Annotated in this window: 22 protein-coding genes; 13 read left to right on the top strand and 9 right to left on the bottom strand. The window is 67.3% G+C overall.

The features are described from left to right. The first annotated feature begins 172 nt into the window (after positions 1 to 172). A complete protein-coding gene (locus tag P0086_RS24230) occupies positions 173 to 2242 on the top strand; it encodes an ATP-dependent helicase (RefSeq protein ID WP_112614879.1) in 2070 nt (689 codons plus the stop codon). A gap of 36 nt (positions 2243 to 2278) precedes the next feature. Here the strand turns inward: P0086_RS24230 and P0086_RS24225 are convergent, their stop codons facing one another. The 7 genes from P0086_RS24225 to P0086_RS24195 form a co-directional block, all read right to left on the bottom strand. Then, positions 2279 to 3058 (bottom strand): ABC transporter ATP-binding protein, encoded by a 780-nt coding sequence (locus P0086_RS24225; protein WP_275790658.1) that lies wholly within the window; start codon positions 3056 to 3058, stop codon positions 2279 to 2281. Then, positions 3055 to 4035 (bottom strand): iron ABC transporter permease, encoded by a 981-nt coding sequence (locus tag P0086_RS24220; RefSeq protein ID WP_112614849.1) that lies wholly within the window; start codon positions 4033 to 4035, stop codon positions 3055 to 3057. Before P0086_RS24220 ends, P0086_RS24225 begins: the two co-directional genes overlap by 4 nt. After that, positions 4032 to 5018 carry an iron chelate uptake ABC transporter family permease subunit gene (locus P0086_RS24215; RefSeq protein ID WP_275790657.1) on the bottom strand — a complete coding sequence of 329 codons (987 nt, stop codon included), beginning with the start codon at positions 5016 to 5018 and terminating at the stop codon, positions 4032 to 4034. Before P0086_RS24215 ends, P0086_RS24220 begins: the two co-directional genes overlap by 4 nt. Next, positions 5015 to 6067, bottom strand: a complete 1053-nt coding sequence (locus P0086_RS24210) for an ABC transporter substrate-binding protein (RefSeq protein WP_275790656.1) — start codon at positions 6065 to 6067, stop codon at positions 5015 to 5017. Before P0086_RS24210 ends, P0086_RS24215 begins: the two co-directional genes overlap by 4 nt. Before the next feature lie 119 nt (positions 6068 to 6186). Continuing rightward, positions 6187 to 8349, bottom strand: coding sequence for a TonB-dependent siderophore receptor (locus P0086_RS24205; RefSeq protein WP_275790655.1), 2163 nt, complete (start codon positions 8347 to 8349; stop codon positions 6187 to 6189). A 536-nt stretch (positions 8350 to 8885) separates the two neighbouring features. After that, positions 8886 to 9125, bottom strand: coding sequence for a 30S ribosomal protein S21 (rpsU, locus tag P0086_RS24200; protein WP_112600385.1), 240 nt, complete (start codon positions 9123 to 9125; stop codon positions 8886 to 8888). Positions 9126 to 9295: 170 nt separating this feature from the next. Then, on the bottom strand, positions 9296 to 9505 hold the full coding sequence (locus tag P0086_RS24195) for a cold-shock protein (protein WP_112600386.1): 210 nt from the start codon (positions 9503 to 9505) through the stop codon (positions 9296 to 9298). A 59-nt stretch (positions 9506 to 9564) separates the two neighbouring features. Between P0086_RS24195 and P0086_RS24190 the strand changes: the two genes are divergently transcribed. The 3 genes from P0086_RS24190 (at position 9565) to P0086_RS24180 (ending at position 10586) form a co-directional block, all read left to right on the top strand. Continuing rightward, positions 9565 to 9957: a hypothetical protein gene (locus P0086_RS24190; protein ID WP_275790654.1), complete on the top strand. Its 393-nt coding sequence runs from the start codon at positions 9565 to 9567 to the stop codon at positions 9955 to 9957. Between the two features lie 201 nt (positions 9958 to 10158). Next, a complete protein-coding gene (locus P0086_RS24185; protein WP_275790653.1) occupies positions 10159 to 10365 on the top strand; it encodes a hypothetical protein in 207 nt (68 codons plus the stop codon). After that, the gene (locus tag P0086_RS24180; RefSeq protein WP_275790652.1) at positions 10362 to 10586 is read left to right on the top strand and encodes a hypothetical protein; all 225 of its coding nucleotides are present in this window, start codon (positions 10362 to 10364) and stop codon (positions 10584 to 10586) included. Before P0086_RS24185 ends, P0086_RS24180 begins: the two co-directional genes overlap by 4 nt. A 31-nt stretch (positions 10587 to 10617) precedes the next feature. Here P0086_RS24180 and P0086_RS24175 read toward each other — a convergent pair whose 3' ends face one another. After that, positions 10618 to 11736, bottom strand: coding sequence for a mandelate racemase/muconate lactonizing enzyme family protein (locus P0086_RS24175; RefSeq protein WP_275790651.1), 1119 nt, complete (start codon positions 11734 to 11736; stop codon positions 10618 to 10620). A 118-nt stretch (positions 11737 to 11854) separates the two neighbouring features. On the opposite strand from P0086_RS24175, the gene P0086_RS24170 reads away from it, so the two are divergent. Further along, a complete protein-coding gene (locus P0086_RS24170) occupies positions 11855 to 12532 on the top strand; it encodes a GntR family transcriptional regulator (RefSeq protein WP_275790650.1) in 678 nt (225 codons plus the stop codon). A gap of 8 nt (positions 12533 to 12540) precedes the next feature. On the opposite strand, the gene P0086_RS24165 is transcribed toward P0086_RS24170, so the two are convergent. Beyond that, a complete protein-coding gene (locus tag P0086_RS24165; RefSeq protein ID WP_112614863.1) occupies positions 12541 to 13542 on the bottom strand; it encodes a GntR family transcriptional regulator in 1002 nt (333 codons plus the stop codon). 161 nt (positions 13543 to 13703) lie between these two features. Between P0086_RS24165 and P0086_RS24160 the strand changes: the two genes are divergently transcribed. The 8 genes from P0086_RS24160 to P0086_RS24125 all read left to right on the top strand — a co-directional run bounded on the left by P0086_RS24160 (position 13704) and on the right by P0086_RS24125 (position 22431). Continuing rightward, a complete protein-coding gene (locus P0086_RS24160) occupies positions 13704 to 14801 on the top strand; it encodes an Ldh family oxidoreductase (RefSeq protein WP_275790649.1) in 1098 nt (365 codons plus the stop codon). Positions 14802 to 14880: 79 nt separating this feature from the next. After that, positions 14881 to 15594 (top strand): FadR/GntR family transcriptional regulator, encoded by a 714-nt coding sequence (locus P0086_RS24155; RefSeq protein ID WP_275790648.1) that lies wholly within the window; start codon positions 14881 to 14883, stop codon positions 15592 to 15594. Between the two features lie 64 nt (positions 15595 to 15658). Continuing rightward, positions 15659 to 16633: a sialic acid TRAP transporter substrate-binding protein SiaP gene (locus P0086_RS24150; RefSeq protein ID WP_112600394.1), complete on the top strand. Its 975-nt coding sequence runs from the start codon at positions 15659 to 15661 to the stop codon at positions 16631 to 16633. Between the two features lie 69 nt (positions 16634 to 16702). After that, positions 16703 to 17275: a TRAP transporter small permease gene (locus tag P0086_RS24145; protein ID WP_148151261.1), complete on the top strand. Its 573-nt coding sequence runs from the start codon at positions 16703 to 16705 to the stop codon at positions 17273 to 17275. Between the two features lie 4 nt (positions 17276 to 17279). After that, complete coding sequence (locus P0086_RS24140) at positions 17280 to 18686, top strand: TRAP transporter large permease (RefSeq protein WP_275790646.1); 1407 nt, start codon at positions 17280 to 17282, stop codon at positions 18684 to 18686. A gap of 70 nt (positions 18687 to 18756) precedes the next feature. Next, entirely contained in the window at positions 18757 to 19806 is a 1050-nt protein-coding gene (locus P0086_RS24135) for an L-idonate 5-dehydrogenase (protein WP_275790644.1), read from the top strand. 17 nt (positions 19807 to 19823) lie between these two features. Continuing rightward, complete coding sequence (uxuA, locus tag P0086_RS24130; RefSeq protein WP_275790642.1) at positions 19824 to 21020, top strand: mannonate dehydratase; 1197 nt, start codon at positions 19824 to 19826, stop codon at positions 21018 to 21020. A 4-nt stretch (positions 21021 to 21024) separates the two neighbouring features. Beyond that, positions 21025 to 22431, top strand: a complete 1407-nt coding sequence (locus P0086_RS24125; protein WP_275790641.1) for a mannitol dehydrogenase family protein — start codon at positions 21025 to 21027, stop codon at positions 22429 to 22431. Positions 22432 to 22620: the final 189 nt, after the last annotated feature.

The raw sequence follows: 22620 nt of genomic DNA, 5'->3' as shown, positions 1-22620 counted from the left end.
CTGCGGATCAGGGCTTCGCCGCCGAGCGACGAATTTCCCCTACCGTCCCGCCGCAAAGTCCTCTCCGGGACCCGACCCTGCCATGGCCGCGCCCGCCGCGCCGAGCAAAGTTCCGGATATGTTCGCAAGCTGCTATGGTCGCCTTCGAATCGCGCGCAAGATGGAATCCGGCATGACGGCCACCGCCTATCTCGAAAAACTCAACGACCGGCAGCGACTGGCGGTGGAGCACGGGGTCGGCCCGGCGGGCAGCGGCGCGGGTGGGCCGCTGCTGATCATCGCCGGGGCCGGCTCGGGCAAGACCAACACGCTCGCCCACAGGGTCGCGCATCTGATCGTCAACGGCGCCGATCCGCGCCGGATCCTGCTGATGACGTTCTCGCGCCGCGCCGCCTCTGAGATGGCGAGGCGCGTCGAGCGCATCTGCCGCACCGTGCTCGGCGCCAACGCCGCCGCCATGACCGACGCGCTCACCTGGTCCGGGACCTTCCACGGCATCGGCGCGCGGCTTCTGCGCATCTATGCCGAGCAGATCGGCCTGAACGTCGACTTCACCATCCACGACCGCGAGGATTCCGCCGACCTGATGAACCTGGTCCGCCACGAACTCGGCTTCTCCAAGACCGAGAGCCGGTTTCCGACCAAGGGCACCTGTCTTGCCATCTACTCGCGGGCGGTCAATTCGGAGACGCCGCTCGCCGAGGTGCTGCGCAACGTCTATCCCTGGGTCAGCGGCTGGGAAGCGCAGTTGAAGGACCTCTTTGCGGGCTACGTCGAAGCCAAGCAGGCGCAGAACGTCCTCGACTACGACGACCTGCTTCTCTACTGGGCGCAGATGGTCGGCGACCCGGAGCTCGCCGAAGACATCGGCAACCGCTTCGACCATGTCCTCGTCGACGAGTACCAGGACACCAACAAGCTGCAGTCCTCGGTGCTGATGGCCCTGAAGCCCGGCGGCCGCGGCCTGACGGTGGTCGGCGACGACGCGCAGTCGATCTATTCCTTCCGGGCGGCCACGGTCCGCAATATTCTCGATTTCCCCCGGCAGTTCACGCCCGAGGCAGACATCGTCACCCTCGACCGCAACTACCGCTCGACCCGGCCGATCCTGGCCGCCGCCAATGCCGTGATCGACCTGGCGCGCGAACGCTTCACCAAGAACCTCTGGACGGAAAGAGAAAGCGCCGAGCGCCCGAAGCTCCTGACGGTGAAGGACGAGAACGACCAGGCGAACTACATCGTCGACCAGATCCTTGCCAACCGCGAGGGCGGCATGACGCTGAAGCAGCAGGCGGTGCTGTTTCGGACCTCCAGCCACAGCGGACCGCTGGAAGTGGAGCTCACCCGCCGCAACATCCCCTTCGTGAAGTTCGGCGGGCTGAAGTTCCTCGATGCCGCCCACGTCAAGGACGTGCTGGCGACCCTGCGGTTCGCGCAGAACCCGCTCGACCGGGTCGCCGGTTTCCGGCTGTTGCAGATGCTGCCGGGCATCGGCCCGCAGACCGCAGGCAGGATGCTGGACACGATCGCAGCCGATCCGGAGCCGCTGGTCGCCCTGGCGGAAATCCCGCCGCCGGTCAAGACCGGCGAAGCGTGGGCAGCCTTCATCGAACTCATGGTCGGGCTCAGGCGTTCGGGCGGCGCGTGGCCCGCCGACATCGCCATGGCCCGGGCCTGGTACGAACCGCATCTGGAACGCGTCCACGAGGACGCCGAGACGCGCAAGGCGGACCTCCTGCAGCTCGAGCAGATCGCCGCAGGCTACCCGAACCGCGAACGCTTCCTGACCGAACTGACGCTCGATCCGCCCGACGCGACCAGCGACCAGGCCGGCGTGCCGCTGCTCGACGAGGACTACCTCATCCTGTCGACGATCCATTCGGCCAAGGGCCAGGAATGGCGCGCGGTGTTCATGCTGAACGTCGTCGACGGTTGCATCCCCTCCGATCTCGGCGTCGGCACCACGCACGAGATCGAGGAGGAGCGGCGCCTGCTCTATGTCGGCATGACGCGGGCGAAGGACAGCCTGACGCTGGTCACGCCGCAGCGGTTCTTCACCGGCGGCCAGCACGCCCAGGGCGACCGCCATGTCTATGCCTCGCGGACGCGCTTCATCCCCGCCACGCTGCTGCAGTTCTTCGAAACGGCGACCTGGCCGCTCGTCTCCGCCGCCGCCGGCGAACGAAGCGCAAGGCAGGTCCGCATCGACGTCGGCGCGCGCATGCGCTCGATGTGGAAATAGCCCCGGCGCAACGGGCCGCCCGTCCTGCCCGGCACGCTACCGGGGGACGGCCATCGGAGCCCCGGTGACGGGATCGGGCATGACCAGGGCGGAGAGGCCGAACGCCGCCTTCAGGTTTTCCTCCGTCAGCACCGCCTGCGGCGTCCCGGTCGAGACCAGGCCGTCGGGCCCGAGCAGCACCAGATGGTCGGAGAAGCGCGCGGCGAGATTGAGATCGTGCAGGACGGTGATCACGGTGGCGCCGTGCCGGCGGTTGCGCTGCTGCAGCAGGCTCAGCACCTCGATCTGATGGGTGAGGTCCAGCCAGGTCGTCGGTTCGTCGAGCAGCAGGCACGGCGTATCCTGGGCGAGAACCAGCGCGATCCAGGCGCGCTGGCGCTGTCCGCCGGAGAGTTCGTCCAGCGGACGCTCCATCTGATCCGTCAGTCCCACCGCCTCGAGCGCCGCCGCACAGGCATCCGCATCGGCCTTGCTCCACGGGGCGAGCAGCCCGCGCCAGGGCGTCCGCCCGCGCCTGACCAGATCGGCCACCGTGATCCCTTCCGGGGCGCGTGGCGCCTGCGGCAGGATGGCGAGGCGGCGGGCGAGCGCACGCGTGTCCTTCTCGAAGATGTCCTCGCCGCCCAGCGTCACGCTGCCTTGTTGCGGCCGCACCAGCCGGGCGAGGGCTCTCAGCAAGGTGGATTTCCCGCAGCCGTTCGGCCCGAGGATGGTCGTCATCCGCCCCTCGGGAAAATCGAGGGACAGATCACGGATGACGATCCGCTCGCCATAGCCGAGCGTCAGCGCCTCGGCCTTGAGTTCGATGCCGGTCAAAGGTCTCCAGCCTCCATTTCGCGCGCCAGAAGCCACAGCAGGTAGGGCGCGCCGAAGATGCCCGTCATGACGCCGACGGGCAGTTGCAGTCCGGGGATCAGCGACCGTGCCGCAAGGTCCGCCAGAACGGTGATCGCCGCGCCCGATGCCGCGGCGGCGACGATGCGTGCCGCGGGGCTTCGCGCCCCCGTCAGGCGGGCGCCCAGCGGGGCCGCCATCAGCGCCACGAAGGGAACCGGCCCGGCCACGGCGACGCCGGCCGCCGCGAACAGCACCCCGGTCGCCGCCAGCCGCCGCCGTGCCCGGTCGACCTTGACGCCGAGGCCGGCCGCCAGATCGTCGCCGAGTTCCAGCAGCGCCAGGCTCCTGATCTGAACCGCGAGCGCGAGCGACAGCACGGCCCCGAGTCCGAGAACCTGGGCAGCGTGGCTCCAGTTGCGGGCGGCGAGCGAGCCGGTCAGCCAGCGTTGCGCCTCGGCCGCCTGCTCCGGCGGCAACCGCGTCATCAGGAAGCTGCCGGCGGCGGACGCGAAGAAGGCGACGCCGATGCCGACGAGAATGAGCGTGAGTGTCGACAGCGATCCGTCGCGCCGCAGCGAGAGTGCCGCGACGATCACCGCCGCCGCGAGCCCTCCGGCCGCTGCCAGCAACGGCATCGGCACGGCAACGCCCGCAGTCACGCCGGCAAGCACCGCCAGCCCGGCGCTGGACGTGAAGCCCATCACGTCCGGGGCGGCGAGCGGATTGCGCAGCAGGATCTGGAAGATGGCGCCGGATATGCCGAGAACGGCGCCGAGCCCGAGCGCCGTCAGCGTGCTCGGCCCGCGCAGCACGCGCATCGTCAGCGCGCCGGGTCCCGTGCCGCCCCACAGGCCCGTCCACAGGTCGGCGGGCGACAGCATGACCTGGCCGACCATCAAGGACAGCAGGATGGCCGACACCAGGACGGCACCGAGAACGAAGACCCCTGCCCTCATGCCGCCGCTCCCGGCCGCAGGCGGCGCGCGATCAGCACGAACACCGGCGCACCGATCAGCGCGGTCATGATCCCGACGCGGATCTCCGCCGGCGCCAGCACCAGCCGGCCGGCGGTGTCGGCGAGAAGCAGGAGAGTGGCGCCGAGCAGGGCGGAGACGAAGAGTTCCGCCCGCAGCACATGGCCGCTGATCCGGCGCGCGATCGGCGGCACGATCAGGCCGACGAACACGATCGGGCCCGCCACCGAGACGGCCGCCCCCGTCATCAGCGTCACGGCGACGAGGGCGCCGAACTGGACGCGGCCGAGCCGGGTCCCGAGCCCGCGGGCCAGCGCCGCCCCGAGCGAAAGCGCCTCGAGCCGCGGCGCGATCGCCAGCGCCAGCGCCGTGCCGGCGCCAGTCGTCAGGGCCATGGCGAGAAGCGGGCGGCTGCCGGCCTGCGACAGCGACCCGACGACCCAGAACCGCAGCACTTCCAGCGTCTCGCCGCGGACGAGCACCACGGCCGAGACGAGCGACAGCAACAGCGCATTCAGCGCCGTGCCGGCGAGCGTCAACCGCACCGGCCCGGCCTCGCCGCGCAGGCCGCCGCCGAGCGCGAAGACGGCGACGGCCGCCAGCGCCGCGCCGGGGAAGGCCAGCGCCGCCATCAGCCCGGCATCCGAATGGCCGAAGATCAGCGCCCCGAACACGATCGCGAAGGCCGCCCCCGAATTGACGCCGAGCAGCCCCGGATCGGCGAGCGGATTGCGCGTCAGCGCCTGCATCACGCTGCCCGCCATGCCGAGCCCGGCGCCGGCGATGAGCCCGGCGAAAAGCCGCGGCAGCCGGATCGAGGCGACCGCGACGTGGACGGGGTCGGCCGGATCGTAGGCCGTCAGCGCCCGCCAGACCTCGGCAAGGCTCGCAGGCCGCACGCCGACGCCGAGCGTCAGCGCCGCCGCCGCCGCAAGCAGGAGGATGACGCCGGCGACCGCTCTCACGGCGCCAGTCCCGCCGCGACGCTCGACCGGGCCGCGGTCGACGGGTCGCCGTCGACCGCCAGCGCAATGTCGGCCTCGAGCTGTTTCAGCGCAAACGGCAGCGACAGCACGCTGCCGAAGGAAAGCGCACCGGCGACGATCGCCCCGGCCAGCACTTCGCGCCCTTCCTTGTGGGCACGCAGGGTGCGCCGCATCGGCAGCGCGACGATGTCGGGAACGACGTCGAAGGACGAGATCCAGACGAGCAGGTCGGCATCGAGCGGCGACAGGTCCTCAGGCGACAGCGGCGTGTAGAACACGTCCGGGTTCGCAAGCTCGACCAGTTTCGGCGGCGGTTGGAAACCGAGTTCCTTCAGGAAGCGCGCGCGGGTGTCGAAACCGCTGAACGCCCCGGTCTCGCCGCCGTAGTTGTAGGCGCAGACGGCGGTCTTCCCGGCCCAGTCGGGATGACGCTGCCGCGCGTCGGCGAATTTCTGCCGGGATGCCGCGACCAGTTCCTCGGCAAGCGCGGCCTTGCCGACGGCCCGGCCGAGCATGAGCGTCAGCTCGTCCCACGGCATGCCGTAGGCCGGCAGGCCTGCCGGCTGCATCAGCACCGGCGCGATCTGCGACAGCACCGCATATTCCGCTTCCGAGATGCCGGAGCCGATGCCGACGATCAGGTCGGGGGCGAGCGAGGCGACAAGCTCCATCGACACTTCGCCGGAGATCATCGCAGGCCTCGCGTCGCCGAGCAGCGGCTGCGCCCAGGGCCACACGCCGTAGGGGAAGCTGCCGAACCACTGCCGGATCGCCACCGGCCGCACGCCGAGCGCCAAGAGCGGGTCCTGCGTCGTGTAGCCGAGCGAGATGACCCTTTGCGCGGGTTTCGAAAGCGTGGTCTCGCCGAATGCGTGGACGAAGCGCAGATCCTCGCCGGCGGCAACAGCGCGCGAACCGCCTGTCACGGGCAGCAGCGCACCGGCCGCCAGGCCGGCCAGGAACCGGCGGCGCGGAAGGCCCGGCGGGCGGCCGGGCCTGCTCTGTTCGCTGTGGGCAGCCTCGTCCATATCGTTTCCTTCGTCGCGGCGGTCTTTCGGTCCGCCGAATGCCCATGCCGGCCCCGAAGGCCGGCATGATCGCCATCGGTCGGGGCAAGCCCGCTGGCATGCCCCGATCAGGACCTCCGTCACCACGTGTAGCGCAGCGTCGCCTTGACCGTCCGGCGATCGCCGTACCAGGCGCTGTTGCTCCATGTGTCGACATGGGTGACGTATTCCTTGTCGAACAGGTTGGTCGCATGGACCTGGAGCGACGCGTTCTCGGTCACCTTGTAGTTGACCGCCGCATCGAAGACCGTTCTCGACGAAAGCTCGTTCGTGTTGGCGATGTCGCCATAGGTCTTGCCCACGAAACGCGCGCCGAGGCCGAGGGTCACGTCGCCGATCGTGCCGTTGCCGGGGATCGTGTAGTCGGCCCAGATCGAGGCGAGGTGGTTCGGCACCCGTTCCGGACGGTTGCCGACGAGGTCCGGATTGAGATCCTTCTCGATCTTCGGGTCCCAGTAGGAATAGGCGAGCGTCAGGTTGGTGCTGTCCGTCAGCGCGACCTTGCCCTCCAGCTCGACGCCGCGGACGTTGACCTGGCCGATCTGGATCTGCTCGGTGTAGGTGGCGTTCCACTGCGCGACGTTGTTCTGGGTGAGATCGAAGAAGGCGAGCGTAAACAGCGCGTCGAAGGCGGTCGGCGCGTACTTCACCCCGACCTCGTACTGCTCGCCCTCCTGCGGCTGCGGCGGGCTCGTGAAGGAGGTGCGGTTGGCACCGACGGGCTCGAAGGACTCGGAGTAGTTGGCATAGAGCGAGACCTCGCTCGTCGCCTTGTAGGTCAGGCCGACGCGCTTGGTGAAGGCCTCGTCCGTGGCCCCATAGGAGCCGGCGCTCGACCCGGTGGACGAATCCACGTGGTCGTAGCGGCCGCCGAGCGTGAGGATCCAGCGGTCGTCGAGGGTCAGTTCCTCCTGCAGATACAGCCCCTTCGTGGTCATCCCGAAATCGGAATTGGAGATCGACGTCCAGGTGATGCACTCAACGCCGCAGAAGCTGGGATCGTAGATGTCGATGCCGGCGGCAGAGCCGTCATACCGCGTCTCGTCCGTTGTCGTTCGCGTGTATTCCAGGCCGAGGAGCGTGCGGCTGTCGAAACGGCCGAAGCTGGCGTCGTATTGCAGCTGGTTGTCGATCGCGAAGCTCTCGAGTTCGCCGTAGACGGCAAAGGCGGTGCGCCGCACGGTCGGATCGGCCGATGCGCCGTAGACGGTCTCGTAGTCCAGGTCGAGATTCGTATGGCGGGCCACCTGGCGGAACTGCAGACCGTTGCCGAAGTCATGCTCGAACGAGTAGCCGATATTGCGCTCGATCGTGTCCATGTTGTTGAAATCGGGCTCGCCCAGGAAGGTCTTCGTGTCCAGGCCCGAACCCAGCGGGATGGAGGTTCCGGGGCTTCCGTCGCGCTTGTTGTAGTCGGTCAGGATCGTGAACGTGGTGGCATCCGTCGGATTCCAGGTCAGCGCGGGAGCGATATAGATCCGGTCGTCGTCGGTGAAGTCGGCACCGTTGTTGCCGTCCTGCCATTTCGCCGTCAGGCGATAGCTCCAGTCGCCGTTCTCGTCGAGAACACCGCCGAAATCGGTGCCGGTTTCGACATGGTCTTCGCCGAGCGTCGTGTAGATTTCCCCGAACTTCTCGCTTTGCGGCCGCTTGGTGATCGCGTTCACGATGCCGCCGGGTCCGTTCAGGCCGAACAGGGCCGAGGTGGACCCTTTCAGCACCTCGATCCGCTGCATGCCGTAGGGCTCCAGGCGGCTGGTGGTGAAGTTCTGGGTGCGGATTGGCAGGCCGTCGCGATACTTGCTGCCGCCGCTGTAGAAGCCGCGGATCAGGTAGAAGTCGTAGCGGTCGTCGGAGCCGTAGATGTCGGTCGAGACGCCCGCGGTATAGGAAATCGCCTGGTCGAGCGTCGCCACCCCGCGCTCGCGCATTTCCTCCTCGGTCACGACGGACACGGAGCTCGGCAGGTCGAGGATCGGCGTGGCGGTCTTGCTGCCCGTCGAGGTGTCCTTTGCCACGATCGTGGCATCGGGCCCGATCGCAGTCTGGCCGCCACCATAGACCGTGATGGTCTCAAGCGTGGTGCTGGGACCGGCTTCCCCGGCCGATTGCGCGAGCGCGGGCAGCGGCGCCAGAAGCGCGGAACTCGACAGGAGCGCCAGCAGAAGATGTCGTCCGCTCCCCGGCTTTCGCTTCGATGAGCCTTTGTCCGCGCTGACGGGAGGGATCGTTCGAAGCACCATGGGAAATTCCTTCATTTCACGGACACAAATATGGGTCTCCGCTAAAATGCTGATAAATATAGCATTTTACGGGAGGATGTTTTGATGACGATTTTAGTCAGGTATTAGGTACAATGATGTATCAAGTCAATCATCAGACAAATTTTCCGCCCAACACATGACCGTGATCTGCCCGAAAGTTGTGGACGGGTTGCAGCCGTCGCCGTCGCAGCGCGGTCCGGCGGAGAGACCTCGCGGGCATTTTCCGTTGCGAAGGGAATGGATCGAAATGCGCCTGAACGACGCGTTCGCCGCCCGGTGACCGTGGCTGAAGCAGGCGCTTTCTCGCGGCGGGAAATGGGCGCCGCCGGGCGGCCGCGGCTTGAGCGCAACCTTCGGCACGGCGCGGGCGCCGGCGCGCGCCTTGGGCGACGCGCCCGATCTCGATCGTTGAAAAGGGGATATGGCCGGGCGGTGGCGCCTGGCGACCGGCGCCGCCCGAAAGGGCGGGCCGGAAACGCGAAATGCAGCCACGAGGGCTGCATCAGCAGGAATTCTTAGCGCGTGCGCGCAACCTTCTTCTTCGGAGCCGGCAGCAGCCCCTCGCGCTGCGCCTTCTTGCGCGCCAGCTTGCGGGAGCGGCGGATCGCGTCTGCCTTTTCGCGCGCGCGCTTTTCCGAAGGCTTCTCATAGGCGCTGCGCGTCCGCATTTCACGGAACAGTCCTTCGCGCTGCATCTTCTTCTTCAGCACGCGAAGCGCCTGCTCGACGTTGTTGTCCCTGACGAGTACCTGCAAAGTGTCTCCTGACGCAGCCTGCGCTGCCAATTCTGATCCTGATTTGCGCCCGATTTGCCCCGCAACCGGCCGCCCGATCGAAAAACAAAAGGCCGGGACTGCTCCCGACCTTCCTCAGCATTGCCGCCGCCGTGCCAGTACATCCGTGGTCACGGGGGCAATGAAGCTCTTTAGGCGGCCTGCAGGTTGTCGGCCGAGCTCTTGCCCGAACGCTTGTCCTGCACGATGTCGTAGCTGATCTTCTGACCTTCGGTCAGGCCGCGCATGCCGGCCCGCTCGACGGCGGAAATATGCACGAAGACGTCCTGGCTGCCGTTATCCGGCTGGATGAAGCCAAAACCCTTGGTGCTGTTAAACCACTTTACGGTACCTGTGTTCATAACGATTCCTTTCAATCGCTTGTGGGCCCGGTCACAATGACCGATCTGAATTATCGACGATGAAGGGAGATCTGAAAGCGCCGTTCGGCTGCGGACAAGAGTCGCTAGCAAGGTTCGATAAACATAAGATAGCGGAATACCGGTCCAAGACAAGGGCAGCGGCTTTTTTAATTTTCCGCCCCTTGTCCGAAGCACTCGATGCCGAATGCGAAAATCCTGCAGATACGACCGAAATTGTTATCGATCGCACAGAAAATCTTGCAACAACGACCGCGCGCCGGACTGGCAACCGCCAACAAAAAAGGTCGGGGCGAAACCGCACCGACCTTCCTCATAGCCGCTTATCTTCCAGTGCCAGTACATCCGTGGTCAAAGGCAGGCAGCGACTGCGACAATTGCGAGCGACAGATGCATTCCAGCGCTCTCCAGCAATGCCGATGACGGTCATATAGGGGGCCATTGTGTTCAAAACAAGTTCGCCCCGTCGAAAAGTGCCCAGGCTCGGATCCCCGCTCCTTTCCTGCCTTGCATTGACCTCAATTGTTTCCTTGCCAAGCCCGGCACATGGGCGCACTGTCGCCCTTGGATAGAGAACGTCCTCGGGCCCCGCTGAACGAAAGCGCTGTGTCGCCCCCATTTGAAAGGAGGACGCCATGTCTTCCATTGTCCGTCATGTCGAACCGCGCACCGACGACAGGAGCGTCTCCAGCGACCTCAGCGCCCGCGTCCTGAAGGACATGCTTCGCAACGCCGGCTACACGACCGCCCGGCTGAAACCGCTCGCAGGCCCGCTGCACCAGGCATCGGAGTCGGTGCTGCGCCGCTTCCTGACCCTGACCATGCAGGATCCGGCGCAATGACCGCCGCGGCCAGGCCCGCGCCCGACGGTGCGCGGCAAGAGCCTGCAGGGCCCCGGACCGCCTTCGACACCACCTTCAGCCGGACCGACGAGGCGCAATCCGCCACGGCCGCCGACCCGCCCGACCCCAGGGCTCCCGTATCGACCCCGGACAGGAACGCCGCCGCCAGCCCGTCGCGCCTGCACCGCTATGCCATCCAGGGCCTGCCGGGCAAGCACTGAGCGCCCTTCGCCAGGATGGAGCGCCGGCCGGTCAGCCGATGCTCTTGCCAAAGCGCGTGAAGCTTTCCTCCAGGATGGTCGTGCTGGCGCCGGGCAATTCCGGGCGCCGGTAGACACCGTCGCGAACCTGGATCGGTTCTTCGAAGTGATCCTTGATCCAGGGAATGTATTCGAGGATCGTCGAGGCGGGGTGCCAGTAGCTGAGGTGCACATGCACCTGGCTCATTTCGCCGGCATGCGGCACCACCGGCAGCCGATGCGCATGGGCGAGGTCGGCGACCTGGATATACTCGGTCACCCCGCCAAGCCGTGTGACGTCCGGCTGCACATAGGCGACCGCCCCCGCCCCAATGAACGCGCTGAAGGCATCCGCCGTGTAGAGCTGCTCGCCGAGCGCGATCGGGATCGCCGTGCTGCGCGCAAGCGCGGCGTGCCCGGCCACGTCGTCGTACCAGAGCGGCTCCTCGAACCAGTAGATGTCGAGGTCGCGCGCTTGCGCGCAGAAGCGCTGGCAGGTCGCCAGGTCCCATTTGCCGTTGCCGTCGATGGCGATCCTGACCGCCGGCCCGACCCGCTTGCGGACGGCCGCAAGCCGGGCGATGTCCGTGTTCGGGTCGTCGTGCCCGACCTTGATCTTCAGGCGGGTGAAGCCATCCGCCTCGACGGCCTTCGCGGCACCGGCAAGCAGGGTCTCCAGCCGGAACGAGAGCCAGCCGATATCGGTGTTGTAGGCTTCCACGCCCTTCGTCCGCGCCCCGCCGAGATAGGCCCAGAGCGGCCGCCCCGCCTTTTTCGCCGCCAGGTCCCACAGCGCCACGTCGACGGCGGCCAGGGCCAGATGGGTGATCCCGGCACGCCCCACCCATTGCAGGGCGGGGTTGCGCGCGAGCTTGGTCCACAGCCGCGCATGGTCGGATGCGTCCTCGCCGACCAGCAGCGGCGCGTAGCAATCGCGGATGCAGGCCGTGATCAGCCGGTCGGACGGCAGGTGCGCATGCGTGCCGGTGAACCCGTAGCCGACGAGCCCGTCGGTGGTGACGATCTTCGTGCCGACGACGCCCCAATGGGTGATGCTGTGCGTCGAATCCGAAATCGACTCCGACGTCAGCGGCAGGTGCAGGATGAACGGTTCGACGGATGCGATCTTCATGGGGGCACTCCTCCTCTTCCTCGCCGGCAGTCGTAGCGCAAAGCGGGCAGATGGAAAAATAAAAAATTTTTTATTTTATTTTCTTGCCTATCGATGGCCGCTGACGGATTGTCCCGTCATGACGATGACCAAGACCACCCTGGCCGAGCAGGCCTACCAGGAACTTCGCGAGCGCATCATCAGCGGCCGGCTGCCCGGCGGCCGCCGCCTGCTGCCGAACGATCTCGCCGCCGACCTCGGGATCAGCCCGACGCCGGTGAAGGAAGCCTGCCTCAGGCTGGAGGCCGACGGACTGGTCTCCACCTCCAGCCGGCGCGGCATGGTCGTCCGCAGCTTCAGCGAGGAAGACGTCGAGGAGATCTATGCGGCGCGGATCCTGATCGAGAAGGGCGCCGTCGAGGCCGCCTTCGACGCCGGCCGGCTGGACGAAACGGTGTGCCGCAGCCTGTCCCGCAGCCTGGAGCAGCACCGGCGGTTTGCCGCCGGCACCTCGCTGGACGACCTCTCGCAGGCGCTGCTCCACGACCGCGCGTTCCACAGCACCCTCGTGGCTGCCGCAGGCATTCGCACGATTTCGGAAGCGCATGCCCGCATCCTCGGGCAGACCCACACGCTCTTCGTCTCCGTGCCCGGCGACTACGAACGGTCCGTGGCCGAGCATCAGGCCGTCTTCGATGCCGTGATGGCAGGGGACAGGCACCGCACCTTGGAGGCGCTGATCAACCACCTGACGCGAAGCCGCGAGAACACGCTGCGCCAGGTGCGCATGCTGGCGACACAGGCCGCCCTGCCGTAAGGCGCAGGCTACGTTGCGTCGAGCCGCTCCAGATAGGGCAGAGCATCCGGCGAGATGACCCGCGCGACCGCGTGGATGCGCCGCATAGCCCGCTCCCGCGAGATTTGCAGATGGCGCACCAGCGCGTCCTTGGCCCCGTCGACATCGCCGGCGATGAGGCGGTCGATCACCTCCAGATGCTCCGGCAGGAACGGCTCGGTATCGAAGAGCTCCGAAGTCCAGCGATAGAGGAAGTGGTGGGCGACCAGCAACGCCTGCGGCAGGCTGATCGCCCGCATCAGCGAATCGTTGCCGCAGTATCCGAGAAGCTCGACGTGAAGCTCCTGCTCCAACGCATCGAGCGTCTCCGCCTCCGCCGGGGCGGCCGAAGCGATGGCGCTTTCGACATTGCGCCGCAGCCGCGGCAACAGCGCCTTGGGCAGCCGGGGAAGCGCCTTCTCCAGCGCCAGCGGCTCGAGCACCCATCGCAGTTCGTAGAGCTCGTCGATATGCTTGGCCGTCAGCGCCGGGGCATACCAGCGCCCGCGGTCGTCCTTCCGGGCGATGCCGCGCTGCTGAAGCCTCGCCACGACGTCGCGCGCGACCGTGCGGCTGACGCCGTGATGCTTGGCGAGCATCGCCTCGTTGATCCGCCAGCTTGCGAGCGAGGTGCGCGAGACGATCTCGATCTCGATCTGCGGGTAGAGCAGCTCCCAGCTCGCAAGAAAATGGATCCGCGGGTCCGCCGCCGGTTGCGTGTCGACCTGGCCGGCGCAGGATCCGGGGTTCGGCGACAGGTCGCCGGCCACCACCGCATATCCCCTCGCCCCGGCCTTTCGCACCAGGCCGAGCCGCTCCAGCTCGGCCAGCGCCTGCCGCGCCGGCGCCCGGCTGATGCCGAAGCGCGCGGCCACGCCGCTTTCGGTCAGCCGTGCATCCGCAGCCAGCGCACCGGCTGCGATCTCGGATGCCAGCGCGTCGCGCGCACGCTGGTAGAGCTTCGGAGCAATACCGGATGCATTGCCTGCCATGTCGTCGTTCGCTCCCGTCTGTCGCCGTCTCCGCGGCGGCGGCGGCCTTCCGCGCCGTGTCCCCTGCTTTGCCCCGTGGACTTCGTCAAGACGGGGATTGCATGCGGCGAAGTGTATGTCTAGTGTACACATAGTACATTGCGTCCCGGGAGGAATACCGCATGCTGCACGCCGATGCGAAGGCGCGCGTTTCGCTCGCCGCGCTGGATCGTTTCTGCCGCGCGGTATTGCAGGCCGCGGGCGCCGACGATGCCACGGCCAAAGCCGCCACGCGCGCCATGCTGCACGGCACCCGCCTCGGCGTCGACAGCCACGGCGTCCGCCTGCTGGCCCATTATGTCGCCGGCCTGACCGGCGGACGGATCAACAGGGCGCCGCAGCTGCGCACGCTGGCCGGTTTCGGCGCGGTGGAGACGTTGGATGCCGATGACGGGCACGGCGCCCTCGCCGCCTACCGGGGAATGGAGCGGGCGATCGACCTTGCCGGCCGGTTCGGCATCGGCGCCGTCGCGATCCGCAACACCTCGCATTTCGGACCCGCCGGCGCCTATGCGCTGGAGGCGGCGCGACAGGGCTTCATCGGCCTGGCCGTCTGCAACTCCGACAGCATCGTGCGCCTGCACGACGGCGCCACCCGCTTTCACGGAACGAACCCGATATCCGTCGCCGTTCCGGCTCCTGGCCAGGATCCCTGGCTGCTCGACATGGCGACCAGTGCCGTCCCCTACAATCGCGTGCTCCTCTACCGCAGCCTCGGCACGCCGCTGCCGGATGCCGTCGCGTCCGATCTTGGCGGCATCGACACGCCGGACGCCGCCAAGGCGGAGATGCTGGCGCCGCTCGGCGGCGAATTCGGGTTCAAGGGTGCGGGGCTCGCGGGACTGGTCGAAATCCTGAGCGCCGTCCTGACCGGCATGCGGCTGAGCGTCGACATCCCGTCGATGCAGGGCCCCGATTTCTCGACGCCGCGCGGCATGGGCGCCTTCGTCCTGGCGATCAGGCCGGAAGCCTTCGTCGCCCGCGAAACCTTCGAGGCCGGCATGGCCCGCTACCTGGCGGCCCTGCGCGGATCCGCCGTGCGCGAGAACGGCACGGTCATGGCGCCCGGCGACCGGGAGTGGCGGGAAGCCGCGCAGAGGGATGCCCACGGCGTCACCCTCGATCCCGCCACGCTTGCGGCCTTTGCCGACCTGGCGGCGCGCTATGGCGTGCCCCTGCCCCGGCTCGACGAGAAAACGCCGGTTGACTTACCGCGCTGATGCTATTTAATGGGAGAAATTGGTAAGGCCACTTTACCACAGGCGGGCACGGGAGGACGTGCACGCCGGGAGGACCGCAATGTTCATGGCTTTGGAGCCGCGCCGCCTCTACAGGCAGGTGGCGGACCAGATACGGACGCTCATCGAGACCGGCGAACTCGCTGTCGGCGAGCGGCTGCCGGCCGAGCGGGAGCTCGCCGAGCGGTTCGGCATTTCGCGCCCCAGCGTGCGCGAGGCCCTGATCGTCCTGGAGCTGGAGGGCCTGATCCAGATCCGCATGGGCTCGGGCGTCTACATCCTGCGCAAGCCAACCGCCGGCCCCGCCGTGCCGCCGGCCGAGGACGGTGACGGGCCGTTCGAGATCTTGCAGGCGCGCTGCATCGTCGAAAGCGCGATCGCCGAGGAGGCCGCGCGCCGCGCCCGCCCGGAGCACGTCGCGATCCTCGACGAGAACCTGCGCCTGATGCAGGACGCGCTCGACGATGCGGATCGGGCCATCGCCCTCGACTGTGCCTTCCACGGCGCGATCATCGACATCATCGGAAACGCGGCGCTGAAGCGCTTCACCGGCCTCGTCTATGACCGGCGCACGTCGCCCTACTTCGAAAAACTGGCGAGCTATTTCGAGGGCCCGCACACATGGAGACTGGCGCTCGAGGAGCACCAGGTCATCCGCGACGCCATCGCCGCAGCCGATCCGGCTGCCGCACGCGAGGCGATGCGCCGGCATCTGACGCTGGCGCAGAAGAGATTCTCTGAGAGCTTCGAGGAGGAGCAGGCAAGGGAAGACTGATCCCGCCGCGCCGGACGCGGCAGGACCGGGGAAGAGACATCTGTATTCACTTCGGGAGGAAAGAATGACATTCAGATTGAAAGCAGTCCTGGGCGCGACCGCCCTCGTCCTGGCGTCCGCCTTCGCGGCCCAGGCAGAGACCGTCCTGAAATGGGCGCACGTCTACGAGACGTCGGAACCGTTCCACACCGAATCCGTCTGGGCGGCCGAGGAAATCGCCAAGCGGACCGACGGCCGCTACAAGATCGAGGTTTTCCCGGCATCGCAGCTCGGCAAGGAAGCCGACATCAACCAGGGCCTGAAGCTCGGCACGGTCGACATCATCATCTCCGGCTCGAGCTTCGCCGCGCGCGACTACAAGCCGATCGGCGTCACCTATTTCCCCTATATCTTCCGCGATCCGAGCCATCTGATCGCCTACACGAAGAGCGACGTCTTCAAGCGCCTCGCCAAGGGCTATGAGGACAAGACCGGAAACGTCATCACCGCCGTCAGCTACTACGGCACGCGCCAGACGACCTCGAACAAGCCGATCGAGAAATGCGCCGACATGGCCGGCCTGAAGATCCGCGTCCCCGACGTCCCGGCCTATCTCGCGATGCCGCGCGCCTGCGGCGCCAACACCACCCCGATCGCCTTCGCGGAAGTCTATCTTGCGCTCCAGAACGGCACCGTCGAGGCCCAGGAAAACCCGCTGACGACCATCGAGGCCAAGAAGTTCTTCGAAGTTCAGAAGAACATCATCCTGACCGGCCACATCGTCGACCACCTCAACACCCTGATCTCCAAGAGCCGCTGGGCGAGCCTGTCGGAAGAGGACAGGAAGATCTTCGTCGAGGTCATGCAGGAAGCCGCAGCCCGCACGACGAAGATCATCGAGGAGCGTGAGGCCGCTCTCGTCGACGATTTCAAGGAGCGCGGCATCAACGTCGTCGAGGTCGACAAGGCCGACTTCGAGAAGACCGTGCTCGAAAAGGTGACCTTCGAGGAGTTCGGCTACGACAAGGCCGACTGGGAAGCCATCCGCGCCATCAAGTGACCTCGGTAACGGCGCGACCCGGCCGGGTCGCGCCGTCCACACTTTCGAGACGGGATATTCTCTATGTCTGTGACACAGGAAATTCACACTCAGGTCACGCCTGAGGAACTCGCCCATACCTTCGATGAAGCGCCGGTCGAAGCCGACCTGAAGGTGTATTCCTTCGAGGACTGGGTCACGCTGGCGCTGTTCTGGCTGATGACGGGCTGCGTATTCCTCCAGTTCTTCACGCGCTACGTGCTGAACGACAGCTACGCCTGGACCGAGGAAATCGCCGTCAACTGCCTGATCGGCGTGGTCTTCCTCGGATCGGTGATGTGCGTGCGCCTGTCGCACCATATTCAGGTGGACGTTCTCTACCACTACCTGCCGGCCCGGGTGACGCGCGTCATGGCGACGATCGTCGATCTCGTGAGGATCGGTTTCTTCGCATACGGCTCGTGGCTGATGTGGCGCTACATGGAAATCGTCGCCGACGAGGAAATGGTGACCGTGGCGCTGCCGCGCAACATCGTCTTCTACACCGTGCTCGTCGCCTTCGTCCTGATGTTCCTGCGCTCCATCCAGGTCTTCGTCGCCAACATGCGTCGTGGCTATTCCGTGCTCGAGCGGCCGGAAGCATTCCAGCACGCAGAGGATTGATCACATGCTGGTTCTGATTGGTTCCTTTCTCCTTCTGATGATCATCGGCCTGCCCGTCGCGATATCGATGGCGGTCTCGTCCGTGCTCTACATCGTCCTCTACGACGTGGCGCCCGACATCATCGCCGCACAGCGGCTGATCGCCGGCGTCGAGAGCTTCCCGCTGCTGGCCGTTCCCTTCTTCATCCTCGCCGGCAACCTGATGAACGTCGCCGGCGTCACCGGCCGCATCTATTCCTTCGCCGTCGCGCTGGTCGGCTGGATGAAGGGCGGCCTGGCGCAGGTGAACATCATCGGCTCGGTGGTCTTCTCCGGCATGTCCGGCACGGCCCTTGCCGATGCGGCCGGCATCGGCACGATCGAGATCAAGGCGATGAAGGATCACGGCTATCCGGTCGAGGCCGCCGTCGGCGTCACCGCCGCCTCGGCCACGCTCGGCCCGATCTTTCCGCCGTCGCTGCCCTTCGTCATCTACGGCATGATGGCCAACGTCTCGATCGGCGCCCTGTTCATGGCCGGCATCGTGCCCGGCGTCGTCATGACTGTATTGATGATGGTCACGGTCGCAGCCTTCGCCTACGTCAAGCGCTGGGGCTCGGATACGCCCTTCAGCCTGCGCATGATCTTCGGCGCATCGCTGGAAGTCCTCGTGGTGATGATGGTGCCGCTCGGCATCTACCTCCTCATGCACCTGGGCCTTTCGCTCAACTACGCCATCCTCGTCGCGCTCGTCCTGCTGCTCGCCTGCGACTGGTACTTCGACTTCTCCGCCGTCATGGCGCTGATGACCCCGGTCATCCTGATCGGCGGCATGACGATGGGCTGGTTCACGCCCACCGAAGCCGCCGTCGCCGCGGTGCTCTGGTCGCTGTTCCTGGGCCTCGTGCGCTACCGCACCATGACCTTCCGCTCGCTCGCCAAGGCGTCGATGGACACGATCGAAACGACCGCCGCGGTGCTCTTCATCGTCGCTGCCGCCTCGGTCTTCGCCTGGCTGCTCACCGTCAGCCAGACCGCCCAGCTGCTGTCGGACGCGATCCTGTCGATCACCGACAACAAGTGGGTGTTCCTGATTCTGGTCAACCTGCTGATGCTGTTCGTCGGCTGCTTCCTGGACACGATCGCGGCGATCACCATTCTCGTCCCGATCCTCCTGCCGCTCGTCAAGCAGTTCGGCATCGATCCCGTGCATTTCGGCCTCATCATGACGCTGAACCTGATGATCGGCCTGCTGCATCCGCCGCTCGGCATGGTGCTCTTCGTGCTCTCGCGCGTCGCCAAGCTGTCGGTCGAGCGAACCACGATGGCGATCGTGCCCTGGCTGGTGCCGCTGTTCATCGCGCTGCTCCTGATCACCTTCGTCCCCGGGATCACCCTCTGGCTCCCGACCGAAATGGGCCTGATCCGCTGATGCAACCCCTGCCCGCGCGGGACGATCCGGCGCGGGCCACCTCCCTCACCGAGACCAAGGAAGAACAGGCATGCTGACACGGGTGGCACGTCTTCACGGAACACGCGACCTGCGGGTCGAGACCCAGGAGGTCCGCGCGCCGGGTCCGGGCGAAGTGCTGCTGCGCATGGCCGCAGGCGGCATCTGCGGCTCGGACCTCCACTACTACCAGCATGGCGGCTTCGGTCCGGTGCAGGTCCGCGAACCGATCATCTCCGGCCACGAGGCATCGGGCTACGTCGAAGCCGTCGGCGGCGGCACGGACGCGCTGAAGGCCGGCATGCTCGTCGCCGTCAATCCGTCGCAGCCATGCGGCACGTGCCGCTACTGCGCCATCGGCCAGCCCATCCACTGCCTCGACATGCGCTTCATGGGCAGCGCCATGCGCCTGCCGCACGAGCAGGGCATGTTCCGCGACCGGCTGATCGTGCCGGCAGTCCAGTGCCATCCGGTCGCAGCCGATCTCACGCCGGCGGAAGCCGCCTGCTCCGAGCCGCTCGCGGTGTGCCTGCATGCCGCGGCACAGGCCGGCGACCTGAGCGGAGCCAGGGTCCTCGTCACCGGCGCCGGCCCGATCGGCCTGCTGACGACCGCCGCCGCCCGCCATGCCGGCGCCGCCGAGATCGTCGTCACCGACCTGACCGACGCCGCCCTTGCCCGGGCGCCGGCGATGGGGGCGACGGCCACCGTCAACGTCGCGCGGGACCCCGACGGGCTCGCCCCCTGGCAGAAGGACAAGGGCACGTTCGACGTGGTCTTCGACTGCTCGGCCGCAGGCCCCGCGCTGCGCTCCGCCTTCGCCGCCGTGAAGCCGCGCGGCACCATCGTCCAGGTCGGCGTCACCGGCGACATCACCATTCCCCTCAATGCACTGGTCGGCAAGGAAATCGTCTGGCGGGGCTCGCAGCGCTTCCACGACGAGTTCGCGCAGGCGGTCGACCTGCTGTCGCGCCGCGTCATCGACGTGCGGCCGATCATCTCGCACGCCTATCCGCTCGAAAGGGCGGTCGAGGCCTTCGAGCAGGCCGGCGACCGCACGGTCGCCTGCAAGGTGCAACTCACTTTCAATGGCTCCCACTGAACGGCAAGGACAAGACGATGAGACACACATGGCGCTGGTTCGGCCCGGTCGACAAGGTGACGGTGCGCGACGCGGCGCAGGCCGGCGCCGAAGGCATCGTCAGCGCCCTGCACCACGTTCCGACGGGTGCGGCCTGGACGATTGACGAGATCCGCAAGCGGCAGGCGGAGATCGCAGCCGGCGGCCTCGTCTGGGACGTGGTCGAGAGCGTTCCCGTCTCCGAAGACATCAAGACGCAGAAGGGCGACTGGCGCAGCCACCTCGCCAACTGGCAGGAGACCTTGCGGCGCCTGTCGGCCTGCGGCATCCGCACCGTCTGCTACAACTTCATGCCGGTGCTCGACTGGACCCGCACCGACCTGCGCTGGGAGACGCGCCACGGCGCCAAGGCCATGCGCTTCGATCTCGTCGATTTCGTCGCCTTCGACATCCACATCCTGAAGCGGCCCGAGGCGGCGACCGACTACCCCGACTGGCTGGTCGAGGACGCCGCGAAGCGCTTCGCCGCGATGACGGACGAAAAGATCGCAGCACTCGGGCGCAACATCGGCGCCGGCCTGCCCGGTTCCGCCGACGGCTACACGCTCGACCAGCTTCTGGAAAAGCTGCGCGCCTACCAGGGCATCGACCGGGAACGCCTGCAGGCGAACCTCGTCGACTTCCTCTCCGAAGTGACCCCTGTGGCAGAAGAGGTCGGCATCAACATCTGCGCCCATGGCGACGACCCGCCCTGGCCGCTGCTCGGCCTGCCGCGCATCCTTTCGACCGAGGCCGACTATGCGCACATGCTCTCCAAGGTCGACAGCCGCGCCAATGGCGTCACTTTGTGCACCGGTTCGCTCGGCGCCCGGGCCGACAACGACCTGCCGATGATCGCCCGCCGCTTTGCCGACCGGATCCACTTCGTACACCTGCGCAACGTCACCCGCGATACGGACACCGTTCCCTGCTCCTTCTTCGAGGACGAGCATCTCGAAGGCGGCACCGACATGGTCGCCGTCATCGCAGCGCTGCTGGCGGAGGAGAAGCGACGGCGCGAACAGGGGCGCGAGGACCACCGCATTCCCATGCGCCCGGACCACGGCCAGGAGATCCTCGACGATCTGACGCGCGGCGCCCAGCCCGGCTATCCCGCCATCGGCCGCCTCAAGGGCCTCGCCGAACTGCGCGGCATCGAACGCACCCTCCTCCACCCTCGCTACGGACTGGCCTGACAACATGAAGCGTCTCTCCGCCTCGACACCGCTCCCGGCATCCGTCGCGCAGCCCGCCTATGACCGGGCCGCCCTTCGCCCGGGCATCGTCCACATCGGGCTGGGGGCGTTCCATCGTGCCCACCAGGCCGTCTTTACCCAGCGCGCGCTCGCGCAAAGCTTCGGTCCTTGGGGCATCGTCGCGGTCAACCTGCGATCGCCCGGGCCGATCGAGGCGCTCGAGCGGCAGGACGGCCTGCACACGGTCGTGGTCAGGGCGCCGGAAGGAGACCGCGCCGAGGTGATCGGTGCCGCGGTCGACTGGATCTGCGCGACAGAGGATCGCGACAAGGTGCTCGCCTATCTCGCCGATCCCGATATCCGCGTCGTCACGCTTACCGTTTCGGAAAAAGCCTATGGCCTGCACCCGGCGACGGGCGGCCTCGACACCGGCCACCCCGCCGTGGCCGCCGACCTCGCCGATCCGCATGCCCCGACCGGGGCACTCGGCTTCCTGGTCGAGGGCCTGGCGCTTCGCCGCGCCCGGGGTATTGTGCCCTTCACCGTTCTGTGCTGCGACAATCTCCCGTCGAACGGCGGGATCCTGCGGCGGCTCGTGCTGGAGATGGCGGCGCATCGCGACCGGGGCCTCGCCGACTGGATCGCGGAAAACGGCGCCTTCCCCTGCAGCATGGTCGACCGCATCGTTCCGGCCGCCACCGGGGAGACGCGCGCGATCGCCCAGGACCTGCTCGGCGTCGAGGACAGCCTCGCCCTCGAAACCGAGCCCTTCCTGCAATGGGTGATCGAGGACGACTTCGTCTGCGGACGCCCGGCCTGGGAGGCAGGCGGCGCCATCTTCGCCACGGCGGTCGAGCCCTATGAGAAGATGAAGCTCCGGCTCCTCAACGGCTCGCACACGCTGATCGCCCATCTCGGCCTGCTGCACGGGCTGGAATACGTGCGCGACGTCATGGCCGTGCCGGAACTCGTACACCAGGTGCGCCGGCACATGGAGGCGGTGCTGCCGACGCTAGACCCCGTGCCGGGCGTCGATCTTCACGCCTACCGGGAGCAGCTCCTCGCCCGTTTCGCCAACAGGGCGATCGCCCATCGCAACCTGCAGATCGCCATGGACAGCACGCAGAAGCTGCCGCAGCGCATCTTCGCACCGGCCGTGGAAGCCCTGCAGGCCGGCGGCGACGCGGCCGCCTTCGCCCATGTCGTGGCGCTCTGGATCATGGCCGTCCGCAAGCGCATGGAAGCAGACGATCCGCGCCGGGACGAGATCCTTAACGCCGCCAGAAACGTCGATCCCGTCGACCCCTCCGCATGCTTCCTCGCGATCGACGGGCTTTTTCCCTCCGAGCTCGTCGCGGCCCGAGCCTGGCGAGACCTCGTCAACGCCGGACTGAAAACGGCAACGCCCTGATCCCTCATGGCCCGGCCCCTCTGGGCCGAGGCCGGCGGACAGCCCGGTCCGTCAACGGCCCGGCGCCGGCGCGCCGCCGCGCGGATATTCGACGTTGCCGGAGATCGTCGGCGCGGCGTTCTCGACGGAATAGTATCCGTATCCGCCGATCTCCACGTGGTTGTTGGTGATCGAGACGCCGGTGATCGG

The organism is Mycoplana sp. MJR14 (assembly GCF_029210525.1).
Taxonomy (GTDB): domain Bacteria; phylum Pseudomonadota; class Alphaproteobacteria; order Rhizobiales; family Rhizobiaceae; genus Mycoplana.
Note: the sequence above shows the minus strand (reverse complement) of the source record. Positions and strands in the feature narration are given on the sequence as shown.

Coding starts and splice junctions, on each gene's coding strand:
- P0086_RS24210 (WP_275790656.1), bottom strand. CDS start 6,067: ATGGACGAGGCTGCCCACAGCGAACAGAGCAGGCCCGGCCGCCCGCCG.
- P0086_RS24180 (WP_275790652.1), top strand. CDS start 10,362: ATGACCGCCGCGGCCAGGCCCGCGCCCGACGGTGCGCGGCAAGAGCCT.
- P0086_RS24150 (WP_112600394.1), top strand. CDS start 15,659: ATGACATTCAGATTGAAAGCAGTCCTGGGCGCGACCGCCCTCGTCCTG.
- P0086_RS24190 (WP_275790654.1), top strand. CDS start 9,565: ATGAAGGGAGATCTGAAAGCGCCGTTCGGCTGCGGACAAGAGTCGCTA.
- P0086_RS24140 (WP_275790646.1), top strand. CDS start 17,280: ATGCTGGTTCTGATTGGTTCCTTTCTCCTTCTGATGATCATCGGCCTG.
- P0086_RS24165 (WP_112614863.1), bottom strand. CDS start 13,542: ATGGCAGGCAATGCATCCGGTATTGCTCCGAAGCTCTACCAGCGTGCG.
- P0086_RS24195 (WP_112600386.1), bottom strand. CDS start 9,505: ATGAACACAGGTACCGTAAAGTGGTTTAACAGCACCAAGGGTTTTGGC.
- uxuA (WP_275790642.1), top strand. CDS start 19,824: ATGAGACACACATGGCGCTGGTTCGGCCCGGTCGACAAGGTGACGGTG.
- P0086_RS24175 (WP_275790651.1), bottom strand. CDS start 11,736: ATGAAGATCGCATCCGTCGAACCGTTCATCCTGCACCTGCCGCTGACG.
- P0086_RS24160 (WP_275790649.1), top strand. CDS start 13,704: ATGCTGCACGCCGATGCGAAGGCGCGCGTTTCGCTCGCCGCGCTGGAT.
- P0086_RS24135 (WP_275790644.1), top strand. CDS start 18,757: ATGCTGACACGGGTGGCACGTCTTCACGGAACACGCGACCTGCGGGTC.
- P0086_RS24185 (WP_275790653.1), top strand. CDS start 10,159: ATGTCTTCCATTGTCCGTCATGTCGAACCGCGCACCGACGACAGGAGC.
- P0086_RS24170 (WP_275790650.1), top strand. CDS start 11,855: ATGACGATGACCAAGACCACCCTGGCCGAGCAGGCCTACCAGGAACTT.
- P0086_RS24230 (WP_112614879.1), top strand. CDS start 173: ATGACGGCCACCGCCTATCTCGAAAAACTCAACGACCGGCAGCGACTG.
- P0086_RS24205 (WP_275790655.1), bottom strand. CDS start 8,349: ATGGTGCTTCGAACGATCCCTCCCGTCAGCGCGGACAAAGGCTCATCG.
- P0086_RS24125 (WP_275790641.1), top strand. CDS start 21,025: ATGAAGCGTCTCTCCGCCTCGACACCGCTCCCGGCATCCGTCGCGCAG.
- P0086_RS24155 (WP_275790648.1), top strand. CDS start 14,881: ATGTTCATGGCTTTGGAGCCGCGCCGCCTCTACAGGCAGGTGGCGGAC.
- P0086_RS24220 (WP_112614849.1), bottom strand. CDS start 4,035: ATGAGGGCAGGGGTCTTCGTTCTCGGTGCCGTCCTGGTGTCGGCCATC.